The following is a 25,416-nucleotide window of genomic DNA, read 5'->3' on the forward strand; positions in this document are numbered from 1 at the left end:
TTCCCCTGTAGGTGCGCCCGGCCTCCCTGTGTCGGTGTGCCCGACCTCGCGGGACCTCGCATGGTTTCGAGCCTCTTCGCATGAGCCTTCCGGTGCCGGGACGGCCACAGTCACAGCGATGGCCCCGCCCGGAGGCGGGGCCATCGCCGGGTCTTACCGGGTTCTCCCAGGTCCTACCGAAACTGGTCCTACCGAGGCGGCGTCCCCTCGGGCACCGCGCTCGGTGCCGGGGCGTACCCGGTGGCCCGGGTGGTGAAGGTTCCCCGGCCCTGGGTCCGGCTGCGCAGCCGGGTCGCGTAGCCGAACAACTCGGCCAGCGGCACGGTCGCGGTGATCACCACCGCCCCCGCCCGCGCGGTCGAGCCGGAGACCCGGCCGCGCCGTGCCGACAGGTCGCCCAGCACCCCGCCGGCGGCGTCGTCGGGCACGGTGGCCGTGACCTCGACCACCGGTTCCAGCAGCACCATCACACTGGCCCGCAGCGCCTCCCGCAGCGCGAACCGCCCGGCCGTACGGAACGCCATCTCCGAGGAGTCCTTGGGATGGGTGGCTCCGTCGGTCAGCGTGACCCGCAGGCCGGTCACCGGATGCCCCCCGAGGGGCCCCTCGGCCAGTGCGTCCCGGCAACCGGCCTCCACCGCCCGGACGTACTCCCTCGGCACCCGCCCGCCGACGACCACCGAACGGAACACGAAGCCCGCCGCGCCGCCGTCAGCGTCACCGTCCGGGACGCCCTCCAGCGGTTCCACGTCGAGGACGACGTGGGCGAACTGACCTGCGCCGCCGTCCTGCTTGACGTGCCGGTACAGCAGCCCGGACACCCCGCGCCCGACCGTCTCCCGGTACGCCACCTGGGGCCGCCCGACCCCGACGTCCAGCCCGTGGGTACGACGGATCTTCTCCACCGCGACCTCCAGATGCAGCTCGCCCATCCCCGACAGCACCGTCTGACCGGTCTCGGGGTCGGTCCGTACCACCAGCGAGGGATCCTCCTCGGCCAGTCGCGCCAGCGCCGACGCCAACCGGCCGGTGTCGACGCTCCTGTGCGCCTCGACCGCGACGGAGACCACCGGGTCGGCCACGACCGGCGGTTCGAGGACCATCGGCGCCGAGGGATCGCACAGGGTGGCCCCGGTGCGAGCCGCCTTCAGCCCGACCACCGCGACGATGTCCCCGGCCACCGCCCGGTCCACCTCCGTGTTCCGGTCGGCCCGCACCCGCAGGATCCGGCCGATCCGCTCGGTACGCCGCGCGCCCGCGTCCAGCACCGTGTCTCCCTTCCGGATCGTCCCCGAGTACACGCGCAGGTAGGACAGCCGCCCGGTGGCGGTCGAACTCACCTTGAACACCAGCGCGGCGAACGGCGCCGCCGGGTCGGCGGCCCGCTCCCGCACCGTGCCGTCCCGGGAGCCGTCCTGAGTGCCGCGTACCGGCGGCACGTCCAGCGGTGAAGGCAGGTACGCCACGACGGCGTCCAGCAGCGGCTCGATCCCCCGGTCGCGGTAGGCCGATCCGCACAGCACCACCACGCCCTCCCCCGTACGGGTCAGATCGCGCAGTGCGGCGGCGAGGGTCGGCGCGGAGATCTCCGACTCCGCGCAGAACTCCTCCAGCGCGATCGGGTGCAGCTCGGCCACCGCCTCCTCCAGCAGCCGTCTGCGCCGGTGCGCCTCCTCCAGCAGGGCGTCCGGCACCGGCCCCTCCTCGAACGTGTCGCGGCCTCCGGCCCACACCAGCGACCGCATGCGCAGCAGGTCCACCACGCCGGTGAACCCGTCCTCCCGCCCGATCGGCAGCTGGACCACCAGCGGGACCACGCGTAACCGTTCGCGGATCGACGCGACCGCCGCGTCGAGGTCGGCACCGGCGCGATCGAGCTTGTTGACGAAGGCGATCCGCGGCACCCCGTGCCGGTCGGCCTGCCGCCACACCGACTCGCTCTGCGGTTCGACGCCCGCGACGGCGTCGAACACCGCGATCGCGCCGTCGAGCACCCGCAGCGAGCGCTCCACCTCGTCGGAGAAGTCGACGTGGCCGGGGGTGTCGATCAGGTGGACGCGGTGGCCGTCCCAGGCGCAGCTCACCGCCGCGGCGAAGATGGTTATTCCACGGTCGCGCTCCTGGGAGTCGAAGTCGGTGACGGTCGTCCCGTCGTGCACCTCGCCACGCTTGTAGGTGGCGCCGGTGGCGTACAGGATCCGTTCGGTGATGGTGGTCTTGCCCGCGTCGACGTGGGCGAGGATGCCCAGGTTGCGGACGCCGGTCAGCGAGTCGGTGACATGACGGTGCGGGTCGGTGCGCATGGCCCATGGCCCTTCGGAATGATCCGGACAGGACGGCGCGATTCATGACGAGACGAGTGGAGAGCCCCCGGTACGGTGCGGCCGGGCGGACAGGGTTCAGACGTTCGTCACGGGCATTCGACGCGGGCCGCGCGGCCGGCGTCGGGCACCGGCGAAGACACCAGGATCACGTCGTAGCGTGACGGGGGAATGACCACAGCGGCGTGATGGCGCACGGCCCGCTCCCCTCACTGGTCAGGGCTTCACTGGTCAGGGCGCGCGCCGCGATGTCGCGGCGGCGCGTGATCAGTGGCGAGTGTACTGAGAGCGCCACGGGCGGGAAACCGGTTTTCCGCCGGTGGCGACCCCGGCTCGACGCGTCGGCGACGGACGAGGCCCGGGTCCGGCACCGGTGCTCGCCCCGCTGACAGCGTCAACGGCGATTCACGAGTCCGGTCCGGAAGCGACGTGCTTGACGAAGAGGAGTCCGTCGGTCTCACGCAGCTGGCCGGGGTCCAGCGGGAAGTAGCTGTGGTTGGCCGACGTACCGATGCGCGGGGCCGGTTCAGTCCCCGCGGCGCCAAGGGCCCCGGCCAGGCCCGCCGAGTCGACGACGTAGCGGTTTCCCGGGAGGGCGGACAGGATTCCCTCGAGGGTGTCCGGCTTCGGGGCGTCGAGTCCCTGGTGCGGCGCGGCTCCCAGGGCCGAGGCCACGAAGGCGTACTCGTCACCCAGCCGCGCGCCGACGACCGCGCCGGCGCTCCACCACCTCAGCGTCCGGCCTTCCAGCGGCCCCCAGCCCTGCGGCAGCAGCCAGAGGCTCTCGTCGCGCTGGAGGTGGCGGTTGTGGGCGTGGACCAGCGTCGGCCCGCGCCGCGCCCGGCGCTCCCGCTCCGCGATGGCCAGCAGATTCTCGGCCATCATCGCGTCCCGGAGGCCCATGAGCCGCACCATGCGCGCCTCGGACGTGTCGGCCATCGCGGCGTGGTAGCGGAGCAACCCGGTCGCGGTACGCCCGTGCAGGTCCGCCCGCCACCAGTCCTCACGCGACGTCGCGCGGATCAGGCGCGGTGACTCGGCGGTGAGCAACGCCAGAAGGTCGTCCGCGATGAGGCGCAGTTCTCCGGCGTCGGCGGACAGTCCCACGGACAGGGAGGGATCCATGGTCACCGCGGGATCGCTCCATCGGTCGTCGGAGCCGACCAGGTGGTCGATGGTGCCCACGGTGTACGGGAGAAGGTCGATCTCCACATGGGCCGCGAGGTAGCCGTGCAGCGCGGTGAGGGCTCGCCTGGGACTGTCCGGGCCGGTCATCTCGAACGGACCGTCGAACCCGAAGAACCGGACCCTGTCCGACGCGGGACGATCCCGGTTGTGCTCCCTCATCCACCGCACGAGCTCGCGGCTCGACTCCAGCTCGCCGGATCCGTGGCTGAAGCCGCGACGCACGACGTCGTCGAACTCTCCCACCCCCTCGGTGACGTACGCGTCGACGATCAGACCCGTGAGGCAGTCGCTCTCAAGCGCGATCGACCGGTAGCCCTCGTGCTCGACGAGGTGCCGGAAAGCCTCGTTGCGCAGCCGGGGAAGCGTCTCCTCACCGTGCATGGCCTCGCCCAAGCCGAGCAGGCGGGGCCTGGCGGGAAGCGACCGGAGGAGTCTCGTGATCGCGGCGCCGAGATCGGCGACGCTCTCACCGGGGAAGGCCCACGCGTCGTCCCGGACCGGTGCGTCAGCGGCCATGGCGGCTCCTGTCTCTTCGATGACCCTGGCAACACCTTCAACCGTATCGCTTAACTCTCTGTTTAAACTTTGACGCTTTCCTACTGGTCAGCATGGCCGAAACCTTCAACCATGTGGGGCGGCTCAGCTCCGGCGCGCGAACTCCGGTCAGCTCCCCGCGGGCGACTCCGGCGTGCGAACTCCGGTCCGGCGCGTGGCCTCCGACCGGTCGGCCGGGCAGGTGGACGGACGGGCTTCGGCCCCCGGCGACCGTCGCCCCTCCCGCCCGCACCGGATTCACCGGTGCGGCCGGAAGGGCCGAGAGGCCGAGGAGCCGACGCCCTTCCCCCTGGACCTGGATCTGGCCCCGAACCCAGACCCGAGCCCGTACCTGAAGCTGGACCTGAAGCTGGCCCCGGGCCTACACCTGGACCCGGACCCGGACCCGGGGTCGCCCCGGACCGGCCGGTCTCGCGGCCGTCACAGGTCGGGGAGCCAGCTCCCGTGGAAGCCGAGCGGCACCCGCACCGGAAGGTGGATCCGTGCGACGGGCTCGCCGGTGAAGTCCCGCGCGGACAGGATCACCAGGTCCGCCGCCCCGCGGTCCGGGTCGTGGACGTAGGCCAGGACGTAACCGTCGTCTTCGCCGGCCCCCACGGCGGCGAAGACGCCCTCACCCACGGTGGCGCCGCGCCCGAAGCGGTGCACCTCGGCGACGTCCCTGTCGTAGTCGTGCTTGATCAGCGCGTTGTCGAACGCCTCGTCGGGGAGCGGCCCGTCCACCGGAGGCATGGCGACCTCGTTCATCTCCCCGATGACGGCGGCGTAGCCGTACCGGTGGCGGCGCGACAGGAGGCCCTCGTTGACGCGGGGGAACTCCTGCGGGCGGTCGTCGATCGTCCGCCGCCCCACCTTCCCGGCCTGCGGGTCGATCGTCCAGCGTTCCAGCACGGCCGGTTCGGCGGTGTTGGTGCGGACGTCCATCCGCGGATACCTGACGAGGTCGAGCACCACGGAGGAACCCTCGTCGTAGGCGTTGAGCGTGTGGGCGACGTAGCACGGCTCGATGTCGACCCACCGGACCCCGCCCCCGTCTCCCCTGTCGCGCGGCACGAGCCCGACCCGTGCCTGATGCGCCTCGTTCCAGAGGTAGGGCACCGCCTCCCCGGCCTGCACGAGTTCCATGCTGAACGTCACCGGCTGGTCGATCAGCACGACGTACCGTTCGGTGAGCGCGAAGTCGTGCATCATCGGGGCGTCCGGGACCGGGACCCTGGTGGTGCGGATCGCCGTACCGGTCCCGTCGATCACCACGTGCCGGACGTGGTCCCACAGCGGGAAGTACGTGACGGCGTGCAGCTCGCCGTTCACCGGGTCGAGCTTGGTGTGCGCGGTGAACGCGCCGTCGAGGGTCCCGCCGAAGTCGTACGGCCCGACGGTGCCGAGCTCGTCGTCCAGCTCGTACGGCAGCGGTCCCCCCTCGACCAGCGCGAGCGTACGGCCGGCGTGCCGGATCACGTGCGTGTTCGCGGCGAAGTCCATGGCCGGGTCGACGTCGCCGGTCCGGCCGGGGCGGCGGGGCTCCCCGAGCCGGTCGGTCACGTCGGCCGAGCGCACCCACCGGTTGCGGTACCACTCGGCGCGGCCGTCGCGGAGCCGGAGACCGTGGATCATGCCCTCGCCGAGCATCCAGTGGTGGGCCACCGGGTCCTCGATGTTCAACGGGTTGGGGCCGTTGCGCAGGAGCCGCCCGTTGAGCTCCGGCGGGATGCGCCCGGACACGGGCAGGTCGTACGCGGTGACCTCTTCCTTCACCGGCGCGAAGGGACCTTCCAGGTAAGGATTCATGACGAATGCCCTTTGGTGAGGTGGTGATGTCACCGACCTTCGCCGAAGTGGCTGACGGCCCGCGTACCGGCCGCTGACGAGGCGGTCACTGGGAGAACTACCCGCTTTCCGCGACCGGTCAGTGGTGGCCGAACTGACCGAGGCGGTGATGGGCGATCTCGACCTCGGCGGGCGTGAAGAGATCCGCGAACCGTGGCTGGACGACCAGCGCCTCGACGGTCAGGTCGAGGCGGCCTCGCTCCCACAGCGCCGCGAAACCGTCCGACACGGCCGGCGCGTGCAGGAGCTTGCGGGCCGTGGCGAGGCTGCCGTGCTCGGCCAGCATGCTCAGGAAGTACGTCGCGTGGTAGTTCGCCTCGCTACGTGCCCTGTCGTAGACGGAGCGCATCGCCTCGTTGAACTCGGCGTCCGCCGCCGACGTGGTGTCCGACCCTTCGAGGGCGGCGGACTCCTCATCCGCGTCGTCATGGGCGCCCGCGGCGTTCTCGTTGCGGCGGGTCACATAGCCGAGCAGGGCGTCGACCGATGTGAAGACCTCGTATCCCAGTTCTTCGAGGCGAGGCAGGTCCGCGACGTCGGGGTCGAGTTCCAGGACCACCGGCCTGCCCTGTCCCGCCTGGAGCCCGTCCGGCCAGAAGGCCTCGGCCACGGCCAGCGCTCGACCGGTGACGGGATCGGCGATCTCGCTGTCGAGCGCCGGTTCGGCGTATCCGAGCCGCACCAGCTCCTCCGCCATGGCCTTGACCTGCGCCGAACGGACGTCGTCCTGCTCGCCGGCGACCACCGTCACCGGCCGGAGGTCGGTGGCAGTCGCGGCGGAGGCGCCGTCGCGAAGCTCGGTCAGGAACGACTGGACGGCCTGCGCCAGCAGTTCGCGCCGGGCGGCGAGGAAGTCCGGGTAGCGCTCGACCCGCCACAGATCGGGATCGGAGGGAATCCACTGCGAGGCCAGCACGCCAGGTTGCTTCTCCTCGGCCTCCGCGAAGTACTCCTCGGGAGAACGTTTCCCGATCATGAGATTGGTGTCCTGTGTCAGGAAGCAGAAGTTCGCGACGGCGTTGACCTGCCCCCGGTCATACCCGGCCTTGTAGAGAACCGCCTTGGGGAAGATGTGGTGCACCTGTAGTGCACTGAGCTTGCCGAGGGCCTCGGCACGCAGTTCCAGACCGCTGCCGAGGTCCCGCGCCCCCTTGACCCGGGTGATCATGTAGAGGAGCGGGTAGAAGCGCGCTCCCTTGGTGGAGCCGTCGAAGTCGTGGGGCTGGATCTCCAGGTTCCCACCGCGCCAGCGCTCCAGGGAGGCGATCAGCCCGTCGATGCCTGATTCCTTCACGACCTCGTAGTCCTGGGCGAGGACGGTCTCGGTGGAGCCGGCGAAACGCCCCCACAGCGCCGAGTGGACGTACCAGAACAGCACCTTGTCACGGTGGACGGCGTCGGCGAACCGGCCTCCGGGGCTGAGGTGAAGCAGCCGCGAGATGACGGGAATCGCGTAGCGGCCCATGACGACCTGGTCGTGGTCCAGGCCGAGGCGCCCGGACGCCGCGTCCAGGAAGTTGCCGACGTATCCGACGGACTTGGCCAGGGCGGTCTCGAAGTCGGCGGCCGACACGGCGTCGAGCGCGGTGAACACCGCGCGTCCCGTCGCCACGGCGGTGGTGTTACGCAGGAGCCAGTCCAGGGAGAAGTCGAATCCCGCGCTTTCCCAGCGCTTCAGGTGGTCACGCATCACCTGCCGGGCCGGTGACCAGTGCGCGCAGATCTTCGCCAGCGCGAGGTCTCCCTTGGACAGGGCGGTCCCTCCGGAGTTCACCCGGTTGAAGATGTCGACGACGACCTCGATGTCCTTGTCCGGGCCGGTGATCTTCTCCTCGTGGAACTCCCTCTCAAGCAACTGCCTCAGCCGGTTGAGCCGCTCAAGGTAGGTGGCGAACCTGTCCGGGGCGGTGCTGAAGTCCTTGAAGAACGGCTCCAGCCCATCGGTGAACAGGCGGGTCACATCCACCCATCGGGCGTCGTCGCGCATCTTCGCCGGGGCGTAGAACTCGAAGTTCTCGTCCTCGACGTTGAAGCGGAGACCGGTGAAGGCGGAGGCGTCCCCCTCGAAGAAGGCGGGCGCGTGACCGCGGATGACCCCGTAGAGGGAGGTGATGCGCTGCTGGCCGTCGAGAAGCAGCAGCCGCACACCGCCGTCGGTCGCGCCGCCGCGCACCGAGGCCTGGTCCGGCTCGGTCTCCCACAGCAGCAGGCCGCCGACCGGATACCCGCGGTACAGCGAGCGCATGAGCCCGCGGACCTGGTCGCGGTTCCAGACGTATCCCCGCTGGAACTCCGGCAGGAGCACGGTGCCGTTGTCGATCTGGTGGAGGAGTACCGAGAGCTTGGCCATGTCCCGCCTTCATCGTGACGAACTGATGATCTTAACTGCCGCCGCACTTTTCGTGCTTGGTCTTTCACTGAAAGTCACGTGGTGAAACCGGCCAGGAACGGGCTGGCCGCGCCGTGCCAGGAGAGGTGGAGCTGCTCCCGCGCCCGGGTGCACGCGACGAACACCAGGCAGCGTTCACGTTGGAGGTCCTGTGAATGCGTCAGGGGATCCTCCCTGGCCGGGGTGACGGCGTTCGACGACGGCACCTGGTGTTCCGAGAGTCCGATGACCGCCACGCATCGGAACTCCAGTCCCTTCATCCGGTGCATCGTCCCGGCCCGGACCGCGTCGTCGGCGTCCTGCGTTTTGGCCAGCGACCGCGCGGGGATCCCTGCTCGCTCCAGCACGGCGATCGCCGCGTCCGCCAGCATGTTGGACCGGGCCGCGACGCCGATCTCCCCCGGTTCCACTCCTGCGTCCAGCCACTCACGGACCCTGCGCGCGAGCGCGTCCAGCTCGTCCTTCTGCGTGCGGTGTCCGCGCAGTTCCGGAGGGCGTCCGTGTACCTGCGACCGGTAACCGGCCACCGTGTCCAGCCCGCCGTCCATGTCGTCGATCCGCTCGCCGTGGAGCATGCCCAGGCTCCAGGCGAGGATCTCGGCGGTTGTCCGGTAGTTGACGGTGAGGCGCGACGAACGTCCCCCGACCCTGATCCCGATCTCCCGCAGCGAGACGCGGCTGTTGTAGATCCGCTGATGGGTGTCGCCCGCGATGAACAGGTCGTCGGGCCCCTCGGCGACCGCCGCGCGCAGAAGCCGCCACTGGACGGGGTGCAGGTCCTGCGCCTCGTCGACGACGATGTGCCGGTACGGCTTGTCCGGCCGCTCATCCAGCAACCGGGTGGCCTCGACGCAGATCGTCTCGTACGTCCATACCCGACGCCGTCTGAGCTCCTCCTCGAACTCCCACACCGCCTGCCATACCTCGGCCTTCTGCCGGGTGCCCAGCCCGCGGCCCCGCCCCTCCCGCTTGGCCTTGAGATATTCGGCGGCGTTGGTCACCCGCTGGGCGAGCACCACGTGCCGCCACTCCTCCGCGAGGAACGTCTCGGTGAAGGACACGTCGAGCCGCTTGACGACCCGCCGCCAGATGTCCTTCTCCTCCCTGTCGCGCAGGATGGCGGGGCGGCCGTGCCGCTCGGCGAAGACCTGGTAGGAGAGCTGGTCGACATGCCGTACCTCGATGTGGTCCCGGACCTTGGCCGAGTCGGCCAGCAGGCGTAGCCCCGCCTCCAGCGAGGCGGACAACGTCGAGGTGAAGGTGGTCACCAGCACCGGCCCCGCCTCAAGGCCCGCGAGGTGATGGGCGCGGTGCAGCGCGACGACCGTCTTGCCCGTACCGGGACCGCCGGTGACGCGCGCCGACCCGTTGAAGCGCACGTACGCCACGTGATGCTGTGCCGGGTGGAGGTAGACCCTCCAGAGCGCGAACGGGTGCCGGAACACCTCCATGAGCTCCTTCGGCCCCTCGACCAGCACCACCCTTTCCGGGGTGCGCTCGACCGCCGCGGTGATGTCCTCGGTGTCGTACGACTCCCGTCCCGGCACGACACCGAGCTCGGCCCACACCTCCTCGGGGGTCATGCCCGCGGCCAGGCCGTAGAGGGCGTCCCACTGGTTCTGCGGCAGGAAGGACCTGGCGGCCTCCAGTTGCACGATGTCGGTCAGCACCCTGGCGAAGGCCAGAGTCTGCTCGTCGACGCCGAGGCGCCTGAGGTCGGCGTCGCCCGCGTCGTCGAAAAGCCGTCGCGGCGCTCGATCGGCCATCCTGGCCAGTTCCGGCAGGGTGGCGTCGATCGCCGCCCCGTCCCTGATCTCGATGCGGCCGGTCGCCGTGTTCACCGAGGCCTTCCGCCGCTGCGCCCATGTGTAGGCGTCGTCGTGCGGGAGCACCTTCAGCAGCGTGAACGAGTCGCCGGTCTCGGGGGCCAACACGACCCCGCGCCAGAATTTGTCAATCCGGATGGTCCGGAACCGGGGGTCGCGTGCGTTGTTCGGTTTCTCCAGGTGCAACCCGGCATGCGTGGCCTGTTCGAACTTCGCGAAGACCTCCGCGACGCGCTCCTGGACGGATCGTTCCAACTTTCCGTAGTCACGGAGAAAGTCCTTGTCGATCCCGAGCTTTGCCACGCCATGTCCTCCGGGGGTTTCTCACGTGTGGAGACGACCTACAAGAATGCTCGCCCAGGTTATAGATCATCAAGGCTTTCCAGGATTTCCCGGACTTTGTCGACGGTGGGATGACGGGGGCCGTACCGCCGTTCGAGATCCCGCAGAAGATCGCTCAACGTGGCCTTCGCCCGCGACCTCCGGCCGGAGCCGAGCTCCAGCAGCCCGATCTGGCGTCGCAATTCCAGGGTCCGGTCCTCGTCGACGCCAAAACGCCGCTCGTCGTCCAGAAGCGCACCGAGTTGGGTCAGGGCGAGATTCGTCTCTCCGACCGCCGCGTGGCAGTTCGCCTCCATCAGGCGGCAGCGCAGCACGAGGTCGTGCTCGGGCCCTTCCCGTTCGGCGAGGTCGGCAGCGAGCCTGCGGAACTCAGGGGCCGCCCGCCGGTAGTCCCCGCCGAGGAACAGGGCGTCGGCCAGTTCAATCCGTAGATCGATCACGGCCGGATCCTTTGGCCCGAAGGCTCGGGCGGCGCCTTCCAGCGCGTCTGCCAGCACCTCCACGGCCTGGGAGAACCGGGACTCGGCCTTGAGCGCCGCGGCGTCCTTACGGGCGAACGCGATGGCGGCCCACCCGCTCCGCACCACCTCACCACTCTGTTCAGTCCGGCCCCCCTCCTTGTCGCGACGGATCCCGTCCGCCTGAGGGGACGCGAGCTGTCCGGTCTCAGCCGCCGGTCGGCCTGAGACGGGCGTGTCAGGGACGCCCCGACCGCCAGCGACCTCGTCGGCGGCGATACGCCCGACGACAGCCGCGTACATGCGTACCGGATGCGGTGCGCCGAGGTTCACGTAGCCGGGGAACGGCGGCAGGCTTCGGCAGAAGTCCATCAGTCGCTCGTAGACCACATCGGCGCTGGGAGGCCGCTTGTCCGGCGTCTTGGCGAGCAGCCACAGAACGAGCCGCTCCAACCCCTCTGGCACGTCCCGCCTTCTTTCGCGCAGCGGCCGTGGCGCGACGTCGGTGTGGTTGCGCATCGAGGCCAGCGCCGTGGGACCGGCGAACTGGTTGTCCCCGGCGAGCATCTCGTCCAGGACCACGCCGAGGGAGTACAGGTCACTCCGCCGACTGGTGACGCCGTTCATGGCCTGCTCGGGCGCCATGTAGGCGGGGGTGCCCACCACGACGCCCGTCCCGGTGAGCTTCGTCGCGACATTGGGGCCGAGCGCGGCGGCGATGCCGAAGTCCAGCACCTTCACCGTCCCGTCGGGGCAGAGCATCAGGTTGCTCGGCTTGAGGTCGCGGTGCACCAGCGAGCCCGCGTGGGCCACGGCCAGCACCGAGCACACCTGGGCGGCGATCGCCACGGCCCACGCCACGGGTACCTGGGCCTCGTCGAGGAGCGAGGAGACCGGGCATCCGTTGATGAGCTGCATGACCAGATAGAGGTCGTCACCGTGCGATCCGCAGTCGTAGACGGTGGGCACCCCCGGGTGTTCCAGTCGGGCCGTGATCCGCGACTCGCGCACGAAGCGTTTGGTGAGCTCGTCGTCGGGCCTGCCGTCGGCCTGCCTGTCGATCCGGATGAACTTGACCGCGACCGGCCGGTCCAGGCGTTTGTCGTAGCCGAACCAGACCTCTCCCATGCCGCCCGCGCGACGGGACACGGGGTCCAGTTCGTAGCGGTCTCCGATAATCGTCCGCCTGCCCAAAACGGTCCGCCTTCCACGGTGGCTTCGACTTTTCGTGACAATCGCCAAGGACTTTCCGGGAAAAACGTACATGTTCCTATGCAAGACTGCGGATCTCACCGTCGCTCATCGCTCTCGTGGTATTCCGCGCCTTCTCCCACCGCCTCATCGGAGCCTTTCCAGAATGCCCCGGGAACGCAGCTCGGCGATGTGCTCGGCCGCACGCCGCGGAGCGGTGCCACCCCGCACGAGCAGGCCCGCCTCGATGTTCCTGGCGACTCCCGACTGGGTGAGGTTGGCGCTGGAGACGAGCATGACGCGCCGGTCGGCGACAGCGAGCTTGGCGTGCGTCTTCGCCCCCTTCTCGGTCCGCCTGGCGACCGGCCAGTGCCACAGCTCGACTCCTGCGACCGCCGCGAACGCCGCCGCGGGCTCCGCGCCGCCCAACGCGGAGCCCGCGCCCTGCAACGTCTCGACGACGGCCATCACCGACACCCCGCGCCGCACCGCCGAGGTGAGGGCGTCGGCCAGAGGCGCGTACGGCGTCGCGGAGTAGGTCATGAGGAGCAGTTCGTGTGATGCCTCCCCCACGAGATCCACCAGAACCTGGGCGGTAGCGCGGACCGGCACGGGGTGGGTGCTCGGCCCGCTCCACACCGACTCCACCCGGATCACGTCCGCCTGCTGCACGTGCCCGTCGGCGACGCCCCGCAGATAGGCCGCGGCCTCGCCGTCGGGGATCCTTTCCTCCTCCTGCGCCGCCAGTACGGCCAGTGCCACCTCGGCGAAGCCGGGAACCGGAACCGACGAGGGAATCGCCGACCGCAACCACCCCTCGGCGATCCGCCCCGCCAGGACGCGGAGCCGCGCGGGTCCGAGCCGGGCAGCGGCCTCCGCCGCCGCCCGTACGAACCGCGAGTCCGGCGTCACGAAGACCCAGGACAGGAGCGGGGCCTCATGGAAGCTCGGGATAGAGGGCCAGATCGGGATCGCCGATCGGGACGACGAATCTGCGGTCGAGATAGCGGTTGCCCCGTTCGCAGGTCGTCTCCGAGACGAAGAGGCAGACGTGGCAGGCGGCCCCGTGCAGGAAGTCCTCGGGCCTGCGGGGCAGCCGCTCCGCGCACAGCGGGTCGGAGGAGCAGCGCCGGGCGTCCGACAGCGCACGACGGGTCAGCCGTACGAGTTCGTCGGGTTCGGCGAGCGACACCAGGCCGCCCAGGGTGCCCTCCGCGTCCGGCACCGCCGTGTAGATCAGCAGCCCGCTGCGCGGGTCGTCCTCGGTGCCCGCGTAGATCCGCTCGGACAGGCTGGCGGAACTGTAGCCGCACTCCAGCGCGATCGTACGGATCAGCAGGTGGGACAGGGTGTGCAGGGCGTAGTAGCGCAGGCCGGGCCAGCCGCGATACTTGTCGAAGCCCGCGGGGAGCCGGTCGGAGTACCGGTGCTCGCGGAATCGGCCGTACGCCTCGCGGTGTTCCTCCGGCACCGAGTGCCTCTCACGGCGCTCGTCCGTGAACGAGGAGCGGCGCACCCGCTTCTCCCAGGCGACCAGCAGTTCCTCGGGCACCCGCAGGAAGACGCCCTCACCGCGCACCTCGCTCGCCGGTACCCAGGCGGGCTTGGACCGGGCGAGCGGTGCCCGGATCACCAGGTCGGGGTCCTCGAAGTCCGGGGCGTCCAGCCGGGTGAAGCCGATCATCGCGCGGACCTCGCGCAGGCGTTCCGCCTGGACGACGTCCGTGTAGTAGCCCTTCAGCGGAGCGGGCACGCCGTCCGGATGCCGGTAGAGGGTGAAGTCGTCGCTCGGCTCGGGGAGCGTGGGACCGGAGAAGACCCGCCATTCGGGCGTGAGCAGGTCGGTCTGGCTCTCCGGGTCGGTGCCCGCGCCGTCGAGTCCGGCCCGGTGGCGCTCGATGGCCGCCCAGAGTTCCCCGTTGTCGGGCCACTTCTCGAACTCGTAGGAGAGCGGCGCCATCGTGCGCATGAACGGCAGGCTCTCCGGTCCGGGGACGTGTTGCAGGTTTCCCCAGAACTTCTCGATCCTGGCGTCGAGCTCGTTCGCCCCGCTCTCGGGGACGGCGAGCGCCGAGAGGGTCTGCGCGAACCACTGGTTGGAGGCGCCCACGACGAGGATGTGCGGCTGCTTGTCACAGCCCTGTTCGGCGAACGTGCCGAGGTGGGGGTGGCGTCCCCGGCAGCGCGGCAGCTGGTCCCTGCCGCGCCGCCCCATGGCCTCGCGGATGTTGCGGTCGGCGCCGCAGCGCTGGCAGACGATCCGCACGTTGGCCCCGATGTTGCCGCCGTAGTCCTCCATCAGGAGGTTGGGCTTGGCGACCTTGGAACACTCCTCGCCCCGGTGCACGAACTCCAGGTAGGGAAAGTCGTCCAGGTGTCCCGCCGCGCAGGCCAGCACGAAGCGGGCGCCGACCACGCGACGTTTCCTGTTGCCGCGCCCGCACTCGTGGAAGAACTGGGCCTCGTGCGGCTTGCGCGCCTTGTCGTTCTGGAAGCCGAACGCCTGCGTGTCGATCGGCGCCAGCAGGTTGCAGGTGGTGCACCGCATCCAGCTCGGGAACGGGAAGACGGGCACTCCGACCCGGGAGGCGTCCCCGTTGGGGTTGGTGTCGATCCCCGGCAGCCACGGTGCGGGCCTGAGGTCCTTGACCGACTTGCCGAGGATGGCCTGGACGGCGGCGAGCAGCCGGGGTTCGGCGATGGCCTGCGTGGCGTCGCCGAGGTTGTCGTGCCGCCACTCGTCCACTCCCTTGACCAGCACCGAGAAGTTCGGCAGGTCGACGATGGAGCCGACGCCGGAGGTGAACATCAGGTGGCTGGGACGCACCGCCCCCACCCGCCGCCGGTACGGTGCGGAGTCCGCCATCACTTGCCGCCCTTCTCGTCCAGCGTCGAGACACCCATCTCGTCGCCCTGGGGGATGTCCACGCCCTCGCCGTCGTCCTCGGGCGGGCGCAACGTCCACGGCGGCGCTCCATAGGCGGAAGTGAAGATGTCCCCGCCGCCCGGCAGCAGCAGATTGATCTCGTTCTCCGTCTCGCGCATCGAGTTGCCGACCGTGAGGTCACCCCACCGGCCGTTGCCCGCGCGGTCCAGCAGGCCGACGACGATCTCCTTCGTGGTGCTCTTGCGCCGCTCGTAGCCCAGCCGCGCGGGACCGTTCTTGCGCAGCTCCCAGGCGTCGGTCACGACTCTGATCCGCTCTCGCAGGTAGTCGCGGGCGCGGGTGTCCCCGGCCGCCTCCGCGCGGGCGAGGAACCGGTCGACGATCCGGCCGACGACCTCTCCGGAGAGCGACACGTCCTCGGCGTCGCGGTTGCGCGCGTGGGACTCCTCCACGTTGCGCACCGCGGCGACGAACGTTCCGGCCGTCCCCCGGTCCAGGGCCCGGCGCGTGTACGGCGTGACCGACAGCGCCTCGACCTGGCGGTAGAAGGTGGCGTGATAGTGCTCGAAGTCCTCGTAGTGCGCCAGGTCGCGGGGGCGTGACCAGTTGTAGAGCGTGATCACCAGGCCGGGGCGCTCGGCGTCACGGCCGACCCGGGACGAGGCCTGGATGTACTCGGCGGTGTTCTTCGGCTGCCCGGTGACCACCATCAGCCCGAACCGGGAGACGTCGACGCCGACCTGGAGCATCGACGTGGCGAGCACCACGTCGACGGGCTGCCGGATCGCCCCCCGCCGATGCTGACGGTCCGCCAGCGGGTGGAAGGCCCGCCGCCTGTCCTTGTTCCTCTCCCTCAGCACGTCGGCGATCTCGGCGCGCACCTGCGACCGCCGACCCGAGGTGTCGAGCTCCTGGTCGAAGCCGACCTCAAGCCGCCTGAGCACCTCGCTGATGTCGGCCGACGAGATCCGGGAGGTCAGCTCCACGATGGTGAGCATGTCGGTCGGACTGAGAAGGCGGTTCGACAGGCCCTTGCGCCTGCCGTGGGTTCGCACCCGCGTGGTCACGTCGTCGTCCATGTAGCGGCGCATGCCGGCGAGCTCGCGGGTGGCGTTGAAGTAACCGACGATCGTCATGTACGGGTCGGCGGGCTCGCCGTACCGGTCGAACATCGTCTGTCCGGCCAGGAACAGGATCTCGGCGAGCCTGATCTCGGCGGACTTGAGGCGCACCCCGTGCGCGCACACCCCGAGGTAACGGCGACCGGGGGTCTTCGGGGTGACCGGCACCTGCCGGGAGAAGAAGGTGTCGGCAACGTCGATGACCTGCGGCGGGAACACCGCGAGTCCCCGGCCGAAGACGCCGAGCACCTGGCGCTCGGCCCGCTTGGTGGTCGCGGTGGAAGCGATGATCTTCGGGCCGGTCGGCCGGCCCGGCGCGGGGTTCCACGTGCAGAGTTCGTCCACGGCCGCCTCGAACAGACCGACCGTGGTGCCGAGCGCTCCGGAGATCAGGTGCAGCTCGTCCTGGATGATCATGTCCGGTGGCCGGAGCCGCACCACCGGGCGGCTGACGACCTTGGGCAGCCTTCCCTTCGCGTTGTGCCTGCCACCGCAGTTGACCTGGTCGTCCAGGTCGGCGTGGCGGTAACCGTGCCGGGGACACCACTGGCCGACCCTGCCGAACAGGTGACCGGCGGCCCCCTTCCAGGGAAGCTGGGCCAGCTTGTCGACGGTGGCGATGACGAGGCTCGGCACCAGCCGGTAGATCTCCTCGTCGACGGTGAGGATCGGCAGGCCGTCCCTGCGCGCGGCGATCTCCTCGGGGTCGTCCAGCCGAGAGGTGAGCATGCGGTCCTCGCCGAGCCGCGAGAACGGGCAGAGCTCGGCGTCGCCTTCCCTGCCCCGGCCGCAGTAGAGCAGCACCCGGTTACGGTCCTCGTCGATGTCGAGGCTCCGGTCGCCGGTCAGCTTCTCCCCGCACCACGGGCAGGTGAGCGTCTGCAGGACGTTGGTCCTGCGGCTCGCCGGGGCCTGCCTGGCCTCGGTGATCTGGTCGGCCGCCTCCTTGAACGAGTTCGGGGAGACCGAGCCGCCGACCCACAGGCCGATGCGGAACGGCTCCTCCCCCCAGGTCGCGGGATCCTCGCGGCGCTGCACCTCGACGGCGCACACCAGCGCGGCGGCACGCTGGAACTGCTGCGCGGTGAGCAGCCGCAGGGTGTAGCGCATCAGCACCGACACCCCGGCCCTGCCGTCACGGGCGTCGACGCCCGAGCCGACCAGCCCTTGGAGGCGGCGGATCGCGAACGTGTAGGCGGTCAGACCCAGGTAGGCCTCGGTCTTGCCGCCACCGGTCGGGAAGAACAGCAGGTCGACGGTCGCCGAGGAGTCGGCAGCCCGCTCCGGGTGCTTCGGGTCGGTCAGCGACGGCAGGTTGAGCAGCACGAACGCGAGCTGGAAGGGCCGCCACCGCGCGGCCCTCACCCCCTGCTCCTCGATCTTCGCCATGGCCTGCTCGTAGCTCAGGCCCAGCTCGTCGCGGAGCTTACCGACGGCGGTACGGCGGCGCTGCGACGCCATCGCCGTACTGGCGAACCGGAACGCGGCCAGCGCGTCCGCGTGGTGCTCTCGCTCCGGGTCGGTGAGCAGGCCGACGCCGTCGCGGATGCGTGCCGCGGCCCGCCTGGCCTTGAAGACGGCGACCTCGGCGGCCTCGCGGAGCGGCTCCGGCAAGCCGGGGATGCGGGCCTCCTGCCCGTCCAGCCAGGTCGCGTACCCGTCGGCGAGCGGCCGGAGCCCGGCCCTGAGCTCCTCGGGCGAGGCGACGGCGAGGGCGTCCATGGACAGCTCGACCTCGGCGAGGTCCGTGCCCTCGCCGTCCGGGGCGACGGTGGCGGGCACGTCGTAGGCGGGCAGCCAGGTCGTGCGCAGCCGCTCCGCGCACCGCTGCCCCTGCGGCACGTCCGCGTGCACGGCGACGTTGCGGCCCGAGGCGTACCGGCGCTCGTCCCGGTAGAGCAGCCGCAGGTGCCGCTCCTCCAGGTCCTCGCCGACGGCCTCCAGGTCGTCCAGCGGGTCGTCGATCGGCAGGAAGACGCAGGCGTCGGGACCGGGGGCGGCGCGGTCGAGAGTGTCCTGGCCGGAGGCGGCGCGATCGGGGGTGGTCACGGTCAGCTCGGCCTGGAACAGCCACGCGGTGTCGGTGTTGCGTTCCGGCTCGGCCTGTTGGTTGACCAGCGTCAGCTCGACGACCCGCCTGCCGTCCTGCTGCGGCCGTACGGCCGCCCGCAGCAGGACGCCGGGGTCGTCGGCACGTTCCATCGTGAGCGGGAGCCGCTGCGAGGGCGCGCCGTCGAGCCGGACCTCCCGGTCGTACCGGATCGGTTCCCGCGACCAGATCGGGACGGTCCGCTCCCTGCCCTTGGCGTCCTCGACCACGGTGTCGGCCTTGCCGTACCGGCCCCAGGAGGCGGTGACGGCGAGCACGTCGACGTCGCCGGGCACCGCGAACGACAAGCCCATGGAGGAGGCCCAGATGCGGCCGAGGTTCTGCGGGGTGAGCACCTCGGGCAGCTCCCCCTCACTGCCGTCGCCCTCGGGCCCGATCTCGGTCTCCGGCATCTCACCGGCGTCCTCTCCGGGAGCCCTGCGCGAGGGCTTGGGGCCGAGCATGCCGACGAGGTAGCGCTCGCGCGGCCCGGATGCCCTGGGCGGGAGCTCCTCGGTGTCACCACCCCACGGGCCGAGCAGGTCACGCCGGACGAGCTCCTCGAACGCGCCGCGCACCTCGAAGGACGTGGCGCGCTCGAAAGCCTGCGGCACGTCCAGACCATGAGGCGCCTTCTCCTGGCCGGTCGTGGCTCCGCCCCCGCCCGCCAGGTCAAGCCCCTGCTGCTTGTCGCCTAAGTCCGGAAAAAGGTCCTCTTGGTCATTTGTCACGCCCGCCGACACCCCTCACCGAAGACCCCGCCTTGGCCGTTCATTACAGCAGATTTTGCCTGCTCTTCGGCATGTCTGCGGACCACGAGCCCACGGTCTGATGATGTCGGCTTGGCCTTCACCGCCCGTCCTCGGGCATCGACACGTGATCCGGCTCCCACCACAACTCGCGGGAGCTTCCTCGGCCGAATTCGTGGAAGCCGGTGGACATCGGAGCCTCCAAGGAACCCGAAGCGTTTCACCCCACCACGTCAGGTCAACTCGAATTGTCGCCCATGGCCCCTATGGTCAATGTCCCAGCGAGCAGCCAGGAGGCACCGCGTGACCACCACTCCCCACGAGAGCCGCATCCGGGTGAACCTCAAACCGAACGCGACGAGTATGAACATCCTGATGAGTACGACGCGCTGCGCCACGTTACAAGTTCGATTTTTGGTGACAGTGCCGAGACCTCCCATCCCGGAAAATTCTCCAACCTCGCCGACGATCCTCACTGGGTGTTCAACAGGGATCCACGGCTCGCCTTCGCCACCCACGATATCGGTTAGCCCGTTTCCTTAATCAGGAACCGACTCAAAAACATGTGACGCCAGCCCGTGCCACCAAAAGACTTCACCCCAAAAGCCGGACCTGACGATTCTCGACTCAACGTAACGCTCAGCTATCTCGCCGACACTCCGACAGGTCACGCAGAGCAACTGCAAGAACATATTGTTACAAGCAATCTTTACTGTTACTTTTTACTGGCTTGATGATCTCTGTCGGAGATAGGAGTTTTGTGCCCCCATTCCCCCAGGTTTCAACCAAGTTTAATCATCTAGGACGAGGAGCAATCGCCGGACTTCTGATCACCTCTCTCCTCACGATCACCCCCGTTTCCACGGCGTCAGCAGATCCCGCGCCCAGCGGAACCACCAAGCAGGAAAGTGTCACCGGTTCACAAACCGCACCCGTCGAGTTACTCGGAGCGGCAACCGAAACCACACGATACTGGCGCTACCCCGACGGACGCGTGACCACGGAGATCTGGCCGAGGCCCGTCCGCGTCCAGAAGAGCGGCGCCTGGGCGTGGATCGACCCCACCCTCGTGGAGCAGAACGGCGTCATCAAACCGAAGGTCATCAAGGGTGATCTGTCGCTGTCTCCGGGCGGCGACACGGACGTGTTGACCACCTTCACCCCCACGCCCAAGCAGTCCTTGGCCCTGTCATGGCCCACCGGGCTACCCAAGCCGAAGCTGGAAGGTAGCCGGGCCACCTATACCGACGCGGCCGGCCCCGGTGCCGACCTCGTGGTCACCGCGCTGGCGGTCGGCTTCCGCTATGACGTGGTCCTGCGGACGCGTCCGGCAAAGACCCTGGAGCTCAAGATCCCAATGCAGGGCAAGGGCCTCGCGCTGCGTGAGGCCCCAGACGGCCGTCTGCGGGTGACCGATGACAACAACCTCAATGTCGCCGTCGCTCCCAAGCCCTTCCTGCGCGGTACCGAGACCGCAAAGAGCCGTAGCGCCGAAACCGGGGCCGTCGAGGCCGCCGTGGCCACCGCGAACGGGCAACAGACACTGCTCCTCAAGCCTGACCCCACGTACCTGGCCGACCGGGCCACGTCATATCCGGTGACGATCCAGTCCGCGTTCAGCATCATCCCCACCGCCGACGCCGACGTCTGGAGCCTCACCCCCGACTTTCCGAACGGTGACGGCAGCACCCTGAAGGCGGGTACGGACCGAGACGGCAGCAAGTCCCGCGCCTACCTGAAGTTCAACGTGTCGCCCCTGGTCGGGCAGCAGGTCAGCAATGTCACCCTGTCCCTGCTCAACATCGACGGCCCCAGTTGCGGTACCGCGGTCGGTGACGGAATTCAGGTCCGTCGAGTCACTTCCGCCTGGAATCCTGCCACCGTCGCCTGGTCCTCGCAGCCGACCAACACCACCGAAAACGCCGTCACCAACAGACGCAGCGTCGGCGGAGCCTGCGATCCCGCTCCGATGAACTGGGACATCACCGCCATGGCCCGCCAATGGGCTGGCGATGTCGGGAACTACGGCTTGGTCCTCATGTCTCCGACCGAGCGCGCGGAAAAGAACTACCGAGTCTTTCCCGCCTCCGAGGACACCGACTTCAATGAGCCGCCCAAGGTCACCGCGACCTTTGATCCAGTCGGCGCCCCCGTCACCGTCCATCCCGCCGGCCCTGGCGGTGTAGAGGTCATCTCGGCCTCGGAGAAGTGGGGCGCCGACGCCCTGCAGATGGCCGAACCTCAGGCTCACGCCCTGAGCGCGGCCCAGGATCGCGTCGAAGCGAACTCCGACGCGCTCGCCACCCCGTACGTCGACATGGTCAGCGGTCAGGTCATCGTTCCCGCCGCTACCACCGGCGGTCGTGCGATCGGCTCCGCACTTCTGGCAGGAACCTCCCACCTTGGTCTCGCGGGCACCGACTGGACCGTCCCCGGCACCTACACGGGCGACGACACCGACGAGGACCTCGAAGGACCGGCCGGCCAGACAGAGAACTACAGCTTCACCCCGCAGGTGCCTGATGTGAGCGTCAGCTCGGCACGGCTCTCCAGCATCGTGTCGGAAGTGCTGCACGCGGACGCCGGCCAGTTGCCCGGCGCTGAGAGCATCGTCTCCGGCCGAGCATGGCCCGAACGCAACCAGGTCCTCTTCACCGCCAATGCCGTGTCATCCGAGATGCGACTTGCCCTCGCCCAACGCTACGGCACCAACGCCGTTGTTATCCGACTGGATCCGAACGCCGAGCACCCACAGTTTCAAGACAGCCGGGACAACGACAATGATGACTACATCAATGGCGCAGGAGCCTACCTCAACGGTCAGGATCAACCTTGCACCATGGGTTTCGCCTGGTCACTTCCGGCGGGTAGGCGACTTGTGACCGCTGGACACTGTCTGCGGAACGATTACGGGGGTGATTTTTCGTACGGACAGCGCGTGCTGGGCAATCAGAAATACGGTACGGGAACCGTAGCTCTCCCCGGCCAGAGTAAATTGCTCGGCGATTCCGCACTGGTGCAGGTCACCCAGGCACCGAAGCAACCGACGGCGTCCATCTTCGTCGGTGATGACGAATCGACCACGAAGCGTCCCGTGAAGCGCAGCTGGCCCCGCCGCGCCCAAAACGGTGACCTGTACTGCGTTGGTGGTAGGACGACGGGTCAGACCTGTAGCTGGAAGGTCATAAATCCTAACACCTCCATCGACTTGAAAGAGGAGGGCGTGACAAAAAACGTCGTAGAAGGCACCAGAGACAACGGATGCACTGACGAAGGCGACTCCGGCGGGGCTGTTTACACCATCGAGCCAGGTGCTGGATATATTATCGCCAAGGGGATTCACAACGCTGGAAATGTCCCCCTGATCGGTGACTGTGGCGAATACTTCACCGATATCCATTCTGTCCGCCAGGCATATGGCGGCGACGTCATGAAACGTAGATAGGAAGCACTTCGAGTCCATGAAAACTATCCGCTTCGGTACGCGCCCCAAGGCGGTCGCCATCGCTTCTGCGGCACTGGCCTTGACGGCATGCAGTGCCCCTTACTGGGAGAAGATCTATTTTACGACGCTGTCCGCCGATGAGTTGACCTTGACAGCAAAAGTGATCTTTGGAAAGCCCGGCAAGGACGGCACACATTGTGAGCGGGTTACAAGAGCGGAAGTGTTCGAATCCTCCTCCAAGGTGATCATAAAAGTCCAGGTGAGCGAAAGCGCCTGCCCTCGCCCTTGGCCCTGGGAAAAGGTCGTCACAAACTCAATAGGTTACCTGTATCCTGTGCAGTTCAAGTTGAAGAAACCACTCGCGGGGCGGACTGTCGTCGACGGTACAAGGAATAAAAAAATCGAAGTCGAACGATCGACAGACGCCTCCTGACACCAACGGGTAGCCGGGGGACATTCCCGGCTACCCATTTTTCCGCAGCCGTCCTGACGCTCCTCACGGACGACGTCGATCCTCCCCCACATCTGAAACCCGGAGTCTTTTAGTGGTCGCGCAGCGATACGAACTACGCCAGCCGATAGGCCGGGGCGGCATGGGTGAGCTCTGGGAGGGCGTCGACACACGCCTGAGGCGCAAGGTGGCCGTCAAGCGTGTCCGGCGTGACCGGCTCAGCGAGGAGACCCTTCGGCGGTTCAAGCGCGAGGCCCAGGTCATGGCGTTGCTCCGCCATCCCGGTGTGCCCTCCGTCTACGACTTCGGGGAGGACGAGTACGGGTTCTTCCTCGTGATGGAGTTCATCGACGGATGGCCCCTCACGCACGTGCTCGACGCGCACGAGAGGCTCCCTGTTTCGTGGGCCGCCCTGATCGGGGCACAGTTGTGCGCCGTGCTGTCGACGACGCATTACCACTCGCTCGTTCACCGGGATCTGAAGCCGGGCAATCTCATGCTCTGCCGCGACGCGACCCTCGTCGTCCTGGATTTCGGTGTCGCGACCGTGCTGAACTCACCGGACTTCTCGGTGATCACCGGGACGACGGGTGCCCCGGGAACCGCCCGCTACATGGCTCCCGAGCATGTTCACAGCGGCAGGACCAGCGCGCTGACCGACCTGTACTCGACGGGCTGCGTCCTCTACGAGATGCTCACCGGTGAGCGGGTGTTCCAGACGACGGGCCTCGTCGCCGAGGTCGGCGGACATGTCAGCCTTACCCCGATGCGTCCCGGAGCGCTCCGGGAGGCTTCGGTGCCCCGGGAGCTCGACGCGCTGGTGACAGCCCTGCTGGAAGAGGACCCCGACAAGCGCCCGCAACGTGCCGACGAGGTCTTTCACCGGCTCCTGCCGTTCGTGCGGGACCTGCCGCCACTGCCGGGCGTGGTCGATCGCGTGACGAGGCCGATCCATCTGTACGCCGAGGCGGTGTCCCGGTTCAGCCGGTGACCGCCATCATCACCTCGGCGGCCGTCGGCCGGGCCCGCGGGTCCTTGGCCAGGCAGGCGGCCACCGGATCCCGAAGCGCCGCGGGCAGCACGGACAGGTCGGGATGATGCTGGAGAATCATCCGGTAGATGTGCGGGTGGGAGGCGCCGTCGAACGCGTGCCTGCCCGTGGCGCCGAAGAGCATGGTCGAAGCCCAGCTGAAGATGTCGGACGCCGGGCCGACCGGATCACCGGAGATCTGCTCGGGAGACATGTAGATCAGCGTGCCCCTGAGGCCACCCGAGGTCATCGTGAACCGGTCCACCGCTCTGGCGATCCCGAAATCGATCACCCGAGGACCGTCCGGGCCGACCAGGACATTGGCGGGCTTGAAATCCCGGTGCACGACGTCCGCGGCGTGAATGCCGTTGAGCGCCGCCACCGTCCCTATGGCCAGCCGGGTCAGGCTGTCTCCGTCCCTCGGCCCCTCATCTCGCACCAGCCGCTCCAGGGATGGGCCGGGCACGTACTCGCTGACGATGTAGGCCAGGTCCTCAATGACACCGACGTCGATCACCCTGGCCGTGGCGAAGGGACGCACCCGCCGGGCCATGGCCGCCTCCTTGACGAAACTCTCGCGCTCGGCCGCGCCGCCGATGATCCGGTTGTGCAGCACCTTGATCGCCACCGGCTGCCCATCCGGACCGTGCGCGAGGTACACGGCGCCCTGGCCGCCTTCACCGATCTTCCGGGTCAGCACGTACGGCTTGATCCTGTCGATCCCGAGCCCGTCGAGGGAGCGAGAGACGGGCATCGCGCCCATGTCGTTCCACGAAGGCCGGGGGAACGACGGGGGCGGTCCGGCGGGAGCCCGGTAGGAGGGCGGCGCGGGCGGAACGGTGGGGCGTCGGTAGGACGGCGGAGGTGCGGGGTCGCGGCCCCAGGCCACCGAGGGGGCCGGATGTCTCGGCTGAGAGCGGAAGACCTTGGACCGAAGGAACAACGCGTGCGCCGTACCGCCCAGCCAGCCCACAAGAAGCCATACCCCCGCCGCCGCGTTCACCGGCGCCTCCACCTCGGTCGCGGGGTTCCCGTCGTCCATGACACTGGCGATGGTGGCGTACGCGAGCAGGAACGCACCGTAGAGGCCTGTCGCGAAGCCCAGGTTCTTGCTTCTCAACCGCACAGCGGCGTGTCCGATGATGAAGGGGGCCGCGAATCCGCAGGTGTACAGCGGAGCGAATGCCCAGACAATGCTGAGAGGGAAGCCTCGCCAGGAAGACCGGTCGGGAATGCGCCTGTCGGCGCTGTGGCCAAAAGCGGGGCCGCCGGTTGGGGACATGGTGTGAATGATACGGATCGTTCCATGCCCGGGACGGCGAGCGCCGAGAATTCGGTACCGAACATCGAATCACTGAGCGCTGTCTCGCCGATAGGTCCGTAGTGGGCGGCCTCGACGACGAGGCGCTCCCCGGTTTTCGCGGGCGAACGGCGCCCATGGATCTCGATCGCGGCGCACGTCATGATGCTGGAGAGGCCCGGCACCGCCAGTAAGCACGTCCAGGTAAAAGCACACATTTCTTTTGTCGGCTTGTACCGGGATTCCC

The 25,416-nt window shown here is 68.9% G+C and carries 14 protein-coding genes; 4 read left to right on the forward strand and 10 right to left on the reverse strand.

Features of this window, described 5'->3' with window-relative positions; genetic code table 11:
• Positions 1-188: 188 nt before the first annotated feature.
• The 9 genes from fusA to drmA all read right to left on the reverse strand — a co-directional run bounded on the left by fusA (position 189) and on the right by drmA (position 18,925).
• Positions 189-2,303, reverse strand: a complete 2,115-nt coding sequence (gene fusA / locus ABD817_RS11125) for an elongation factor G (RefSeq protein WP_344917731.1) — start codon at positions 2,301-2,303, stop codon at positions 189-191.
• A gap of 423 nt (positions 2,304-2,726) precedes the next feature.
• Positions 2,727-4,025, reverse strand: coding sequence for an erythromycin esterase family protein (locus ABD817_RS11130; protein WP_344917732.1), 1,299 nt, complete (start codon positions 4,023-4,025; stop codon positions 2,727-2,729).
• 459 nt (positions 4,026-4,484) lie between these two features.
• Positions 4,485-5,852: a carotenoid oxygenase family protein gene (locus ABD817_RS11135; RefSeq protein ID WP_344917733.1), complete on the reverse strand. Its 1,368-nt coding sequence runs from the start codon at positions 5,850-5,852 to the stop codon at positions 4,485-4,487.
• 118 nt (positions 5,853-5,970) lie between these two features.
• Complete coding sequence (locus ABD817_RS11140; RefSeq protein WP_344917734.1) at positions 5,971-8,241, reverse strand: GmrSD restriction endonuclease domain-containing protein; 2,271 nt, start codon at positions 8,239-8,241, stop codon at positions 5,971-5,973.
• A 74-nt stretch (positions 8,242-8,315) separates the two neighbouring features.
• Complete coding sequence (locus ABD817_RS11145; protein WP_344917735.1) at positions 8,316-10,409, reverse strand: UvrD-helicase domain-containing protein; 2,094 nt, start codon at positions 10,407-10,409, stop codon at positions 8,316-8,318.
• Positions 10,410-10,468: 59 nt separating this feature from the next.
• A complete protein-coding gene (locus ABD817_RS11150) occupies positions 10,469-12,055 on the reverse strand; it encodes a serine/threonine-protein kinase (protein ID WP_344917736.1) in 1,587 nt (528 codons plus the stop codon).
• Positions 12,056-12,244: 189 nt separating this feature from the next.
• On the reverse strand, positions 12,245-13,009 hold the full coding sequence (gene drmC / locus ABD817_RS11155) for a DISARM system phospholipase D-like protein DrmC (protein WP_344917738.1): 765 nt from the start codon (positions 13,007-13,009) through the stop codon (positions 12,245-12,247).
• 25 nt (positions 13,010-13,034) lie between these two features.
• Complete coding sequence (gene drmB / locus ABD817_RS11160; protein WP_344917739.1) at positions 13,035-14,963, reverse strand: DrmB family protein; 1,929 nt, start codon at positions 14,961-14,963, stop codon at positions 13,035-13,037.
• Positions 14,963-18,925 (reverse strand): DISARM system helicase DrmA, encoded by a 3,963-nt coding sequence (drmA, locus tag ABD817_RS11165; protein WP_344917740.1) that lies wholly within the window; start codon positions 18,923-18,925, stop codon positions 14,963-14,965. Before drmA ends, drmB begins: the two co-directional genes overlap by 1 nt.
• Positions 18,926-19,128: 203 nt before the next feature.
• Between drmA and ABD817_RS11170 the strand changes: the two genes are divergently transcribed.
• From ABD817_RS11170 to ABD817_RS11185, 4 genes are all read left to right on the forward strand, one after another.
• A complete protein-coding gene (locus ABD817_RS11170) occupies positions 19,129-19,473 on the forward strand; it encodes a hypothetical protein (RefSeq protein ID WP_344917741.1) in 345 nt (114 codons plus the stop codon).
• Between the two features lie 203 nt (positions 19,474-19,676).
• A complete protein-coding gene (locus ABD817_RS11175; protein ID WP_344917742.1) occupies positions 19,677-22,388 on the forward strand; it encodes a DNRLRE domain-containing protein in 2,712 nt (903 codons plus the stop codon).
• A gap of 16 nt (positions 22,389-22,404) precedes the next feature.
• Entirely contained in the window at positions 22,405-22,821 is a 417-nt protein-coding gene (locus ABD817_RS11180) for a hypothetical protein (RefSeq protein ID WP_344917743.1), read from the forward strand.
• 112 nt (positions 22,822-22,933) lie between these two features.
• Positions 22,934-23,830 (forward strand): serine/threonine-protein kinase, encoded by an 897-nt coding sequence (locus ABD817_RS11185; RefSeq protein ID WP_344917744.1) that lies wholly within the window; start codon positions 22,934-22,936, stop codon positions 23,828-23,830.
• Here the strand turns inward: ABD817_RS11185 and ABD817_RS11190 are convergent.
• On the reverse strand, positions 23,820-24,989 hold the full coding sequence (locus tag ABD817_RS11190) for a protein kinase domain-containing protein (protein ID WP_344917745.1): 1,170 nt from the start codon (positions 24,987-24,989) through the stop codon (positions 23,820-23,822). The genes ABD817_RS11185 and ABD817_RS11190 overlap by 11 nt on opposite strands.
• Positions 24,990-25,416 lie beyond the last annotated feature (427 nt).

The sequence above is a fragment of the Streptosporangium oxazolinicum genome (assembly GCF_039537505.1).
Lineage (GTDB): Bacteria > Actinomycetota > Actinomycetes > Streptosporangiales > Streptosporangiaceae > Streptosporangium > Streptosporangium oxazolinicum.

What these genes read in the sequence shown, in the direction of transcription:
- ABD817_RS11140 (WP_344917734.1), bottom strand. Translation starts at nt 8,241, where the DNA reads ATGGCCAAGCTCTCGGTACTCCTCCACCAGATCGACAACGGCACCGTG.
- fusA (WP_344917731.1), bottom strand. Translation starts at nt 2,303, where the DNA reads ATGCGCACCGACCCGCACCGTCATGTCACCGACTCGCTGACCGGCGTC.
- ABD817_RS11130 (WP_344917732.1), bottom strand. Translation starts at nt 4,025, where the DNA reads ATGGCCGCTGACGCACCGGTCCGGGACGACGCGTGGGCCTTCCCCGGT.
- ABD817_RS11135 (WP_344917733.1), bottom strand. Translation starts at nt 5,852, where the DNA reads ATGAATCCTTACCTGGAAGGTCCCTTCGCGCCGGTGAAGGAAGAGGTC.
- drmB (WP_344917739.1), bottom strand. Translation starts at nt 14,963, where the DNA reads ATGGCGGACTCCGCACCGTACCGGCGGCGGGTGGGGGCGGTGCGTCCC.
- ABD817_RS11175 (WP_344917742.1), top strand. Translation starts at nt 19,677, where the DNA reads ATGATCTCTGTCGGAGATAGGAGTTTTGTGCCCCCATTCCCCCAGGTT.
- ABD817_RS11180 (WP_344917743.1), top strand. Translation starts at nt 22,405, where the DNA reads ATGAAAACTATCCGCTTCGGTACGCGCCCCAAGGCGGTCGCCATCGCT.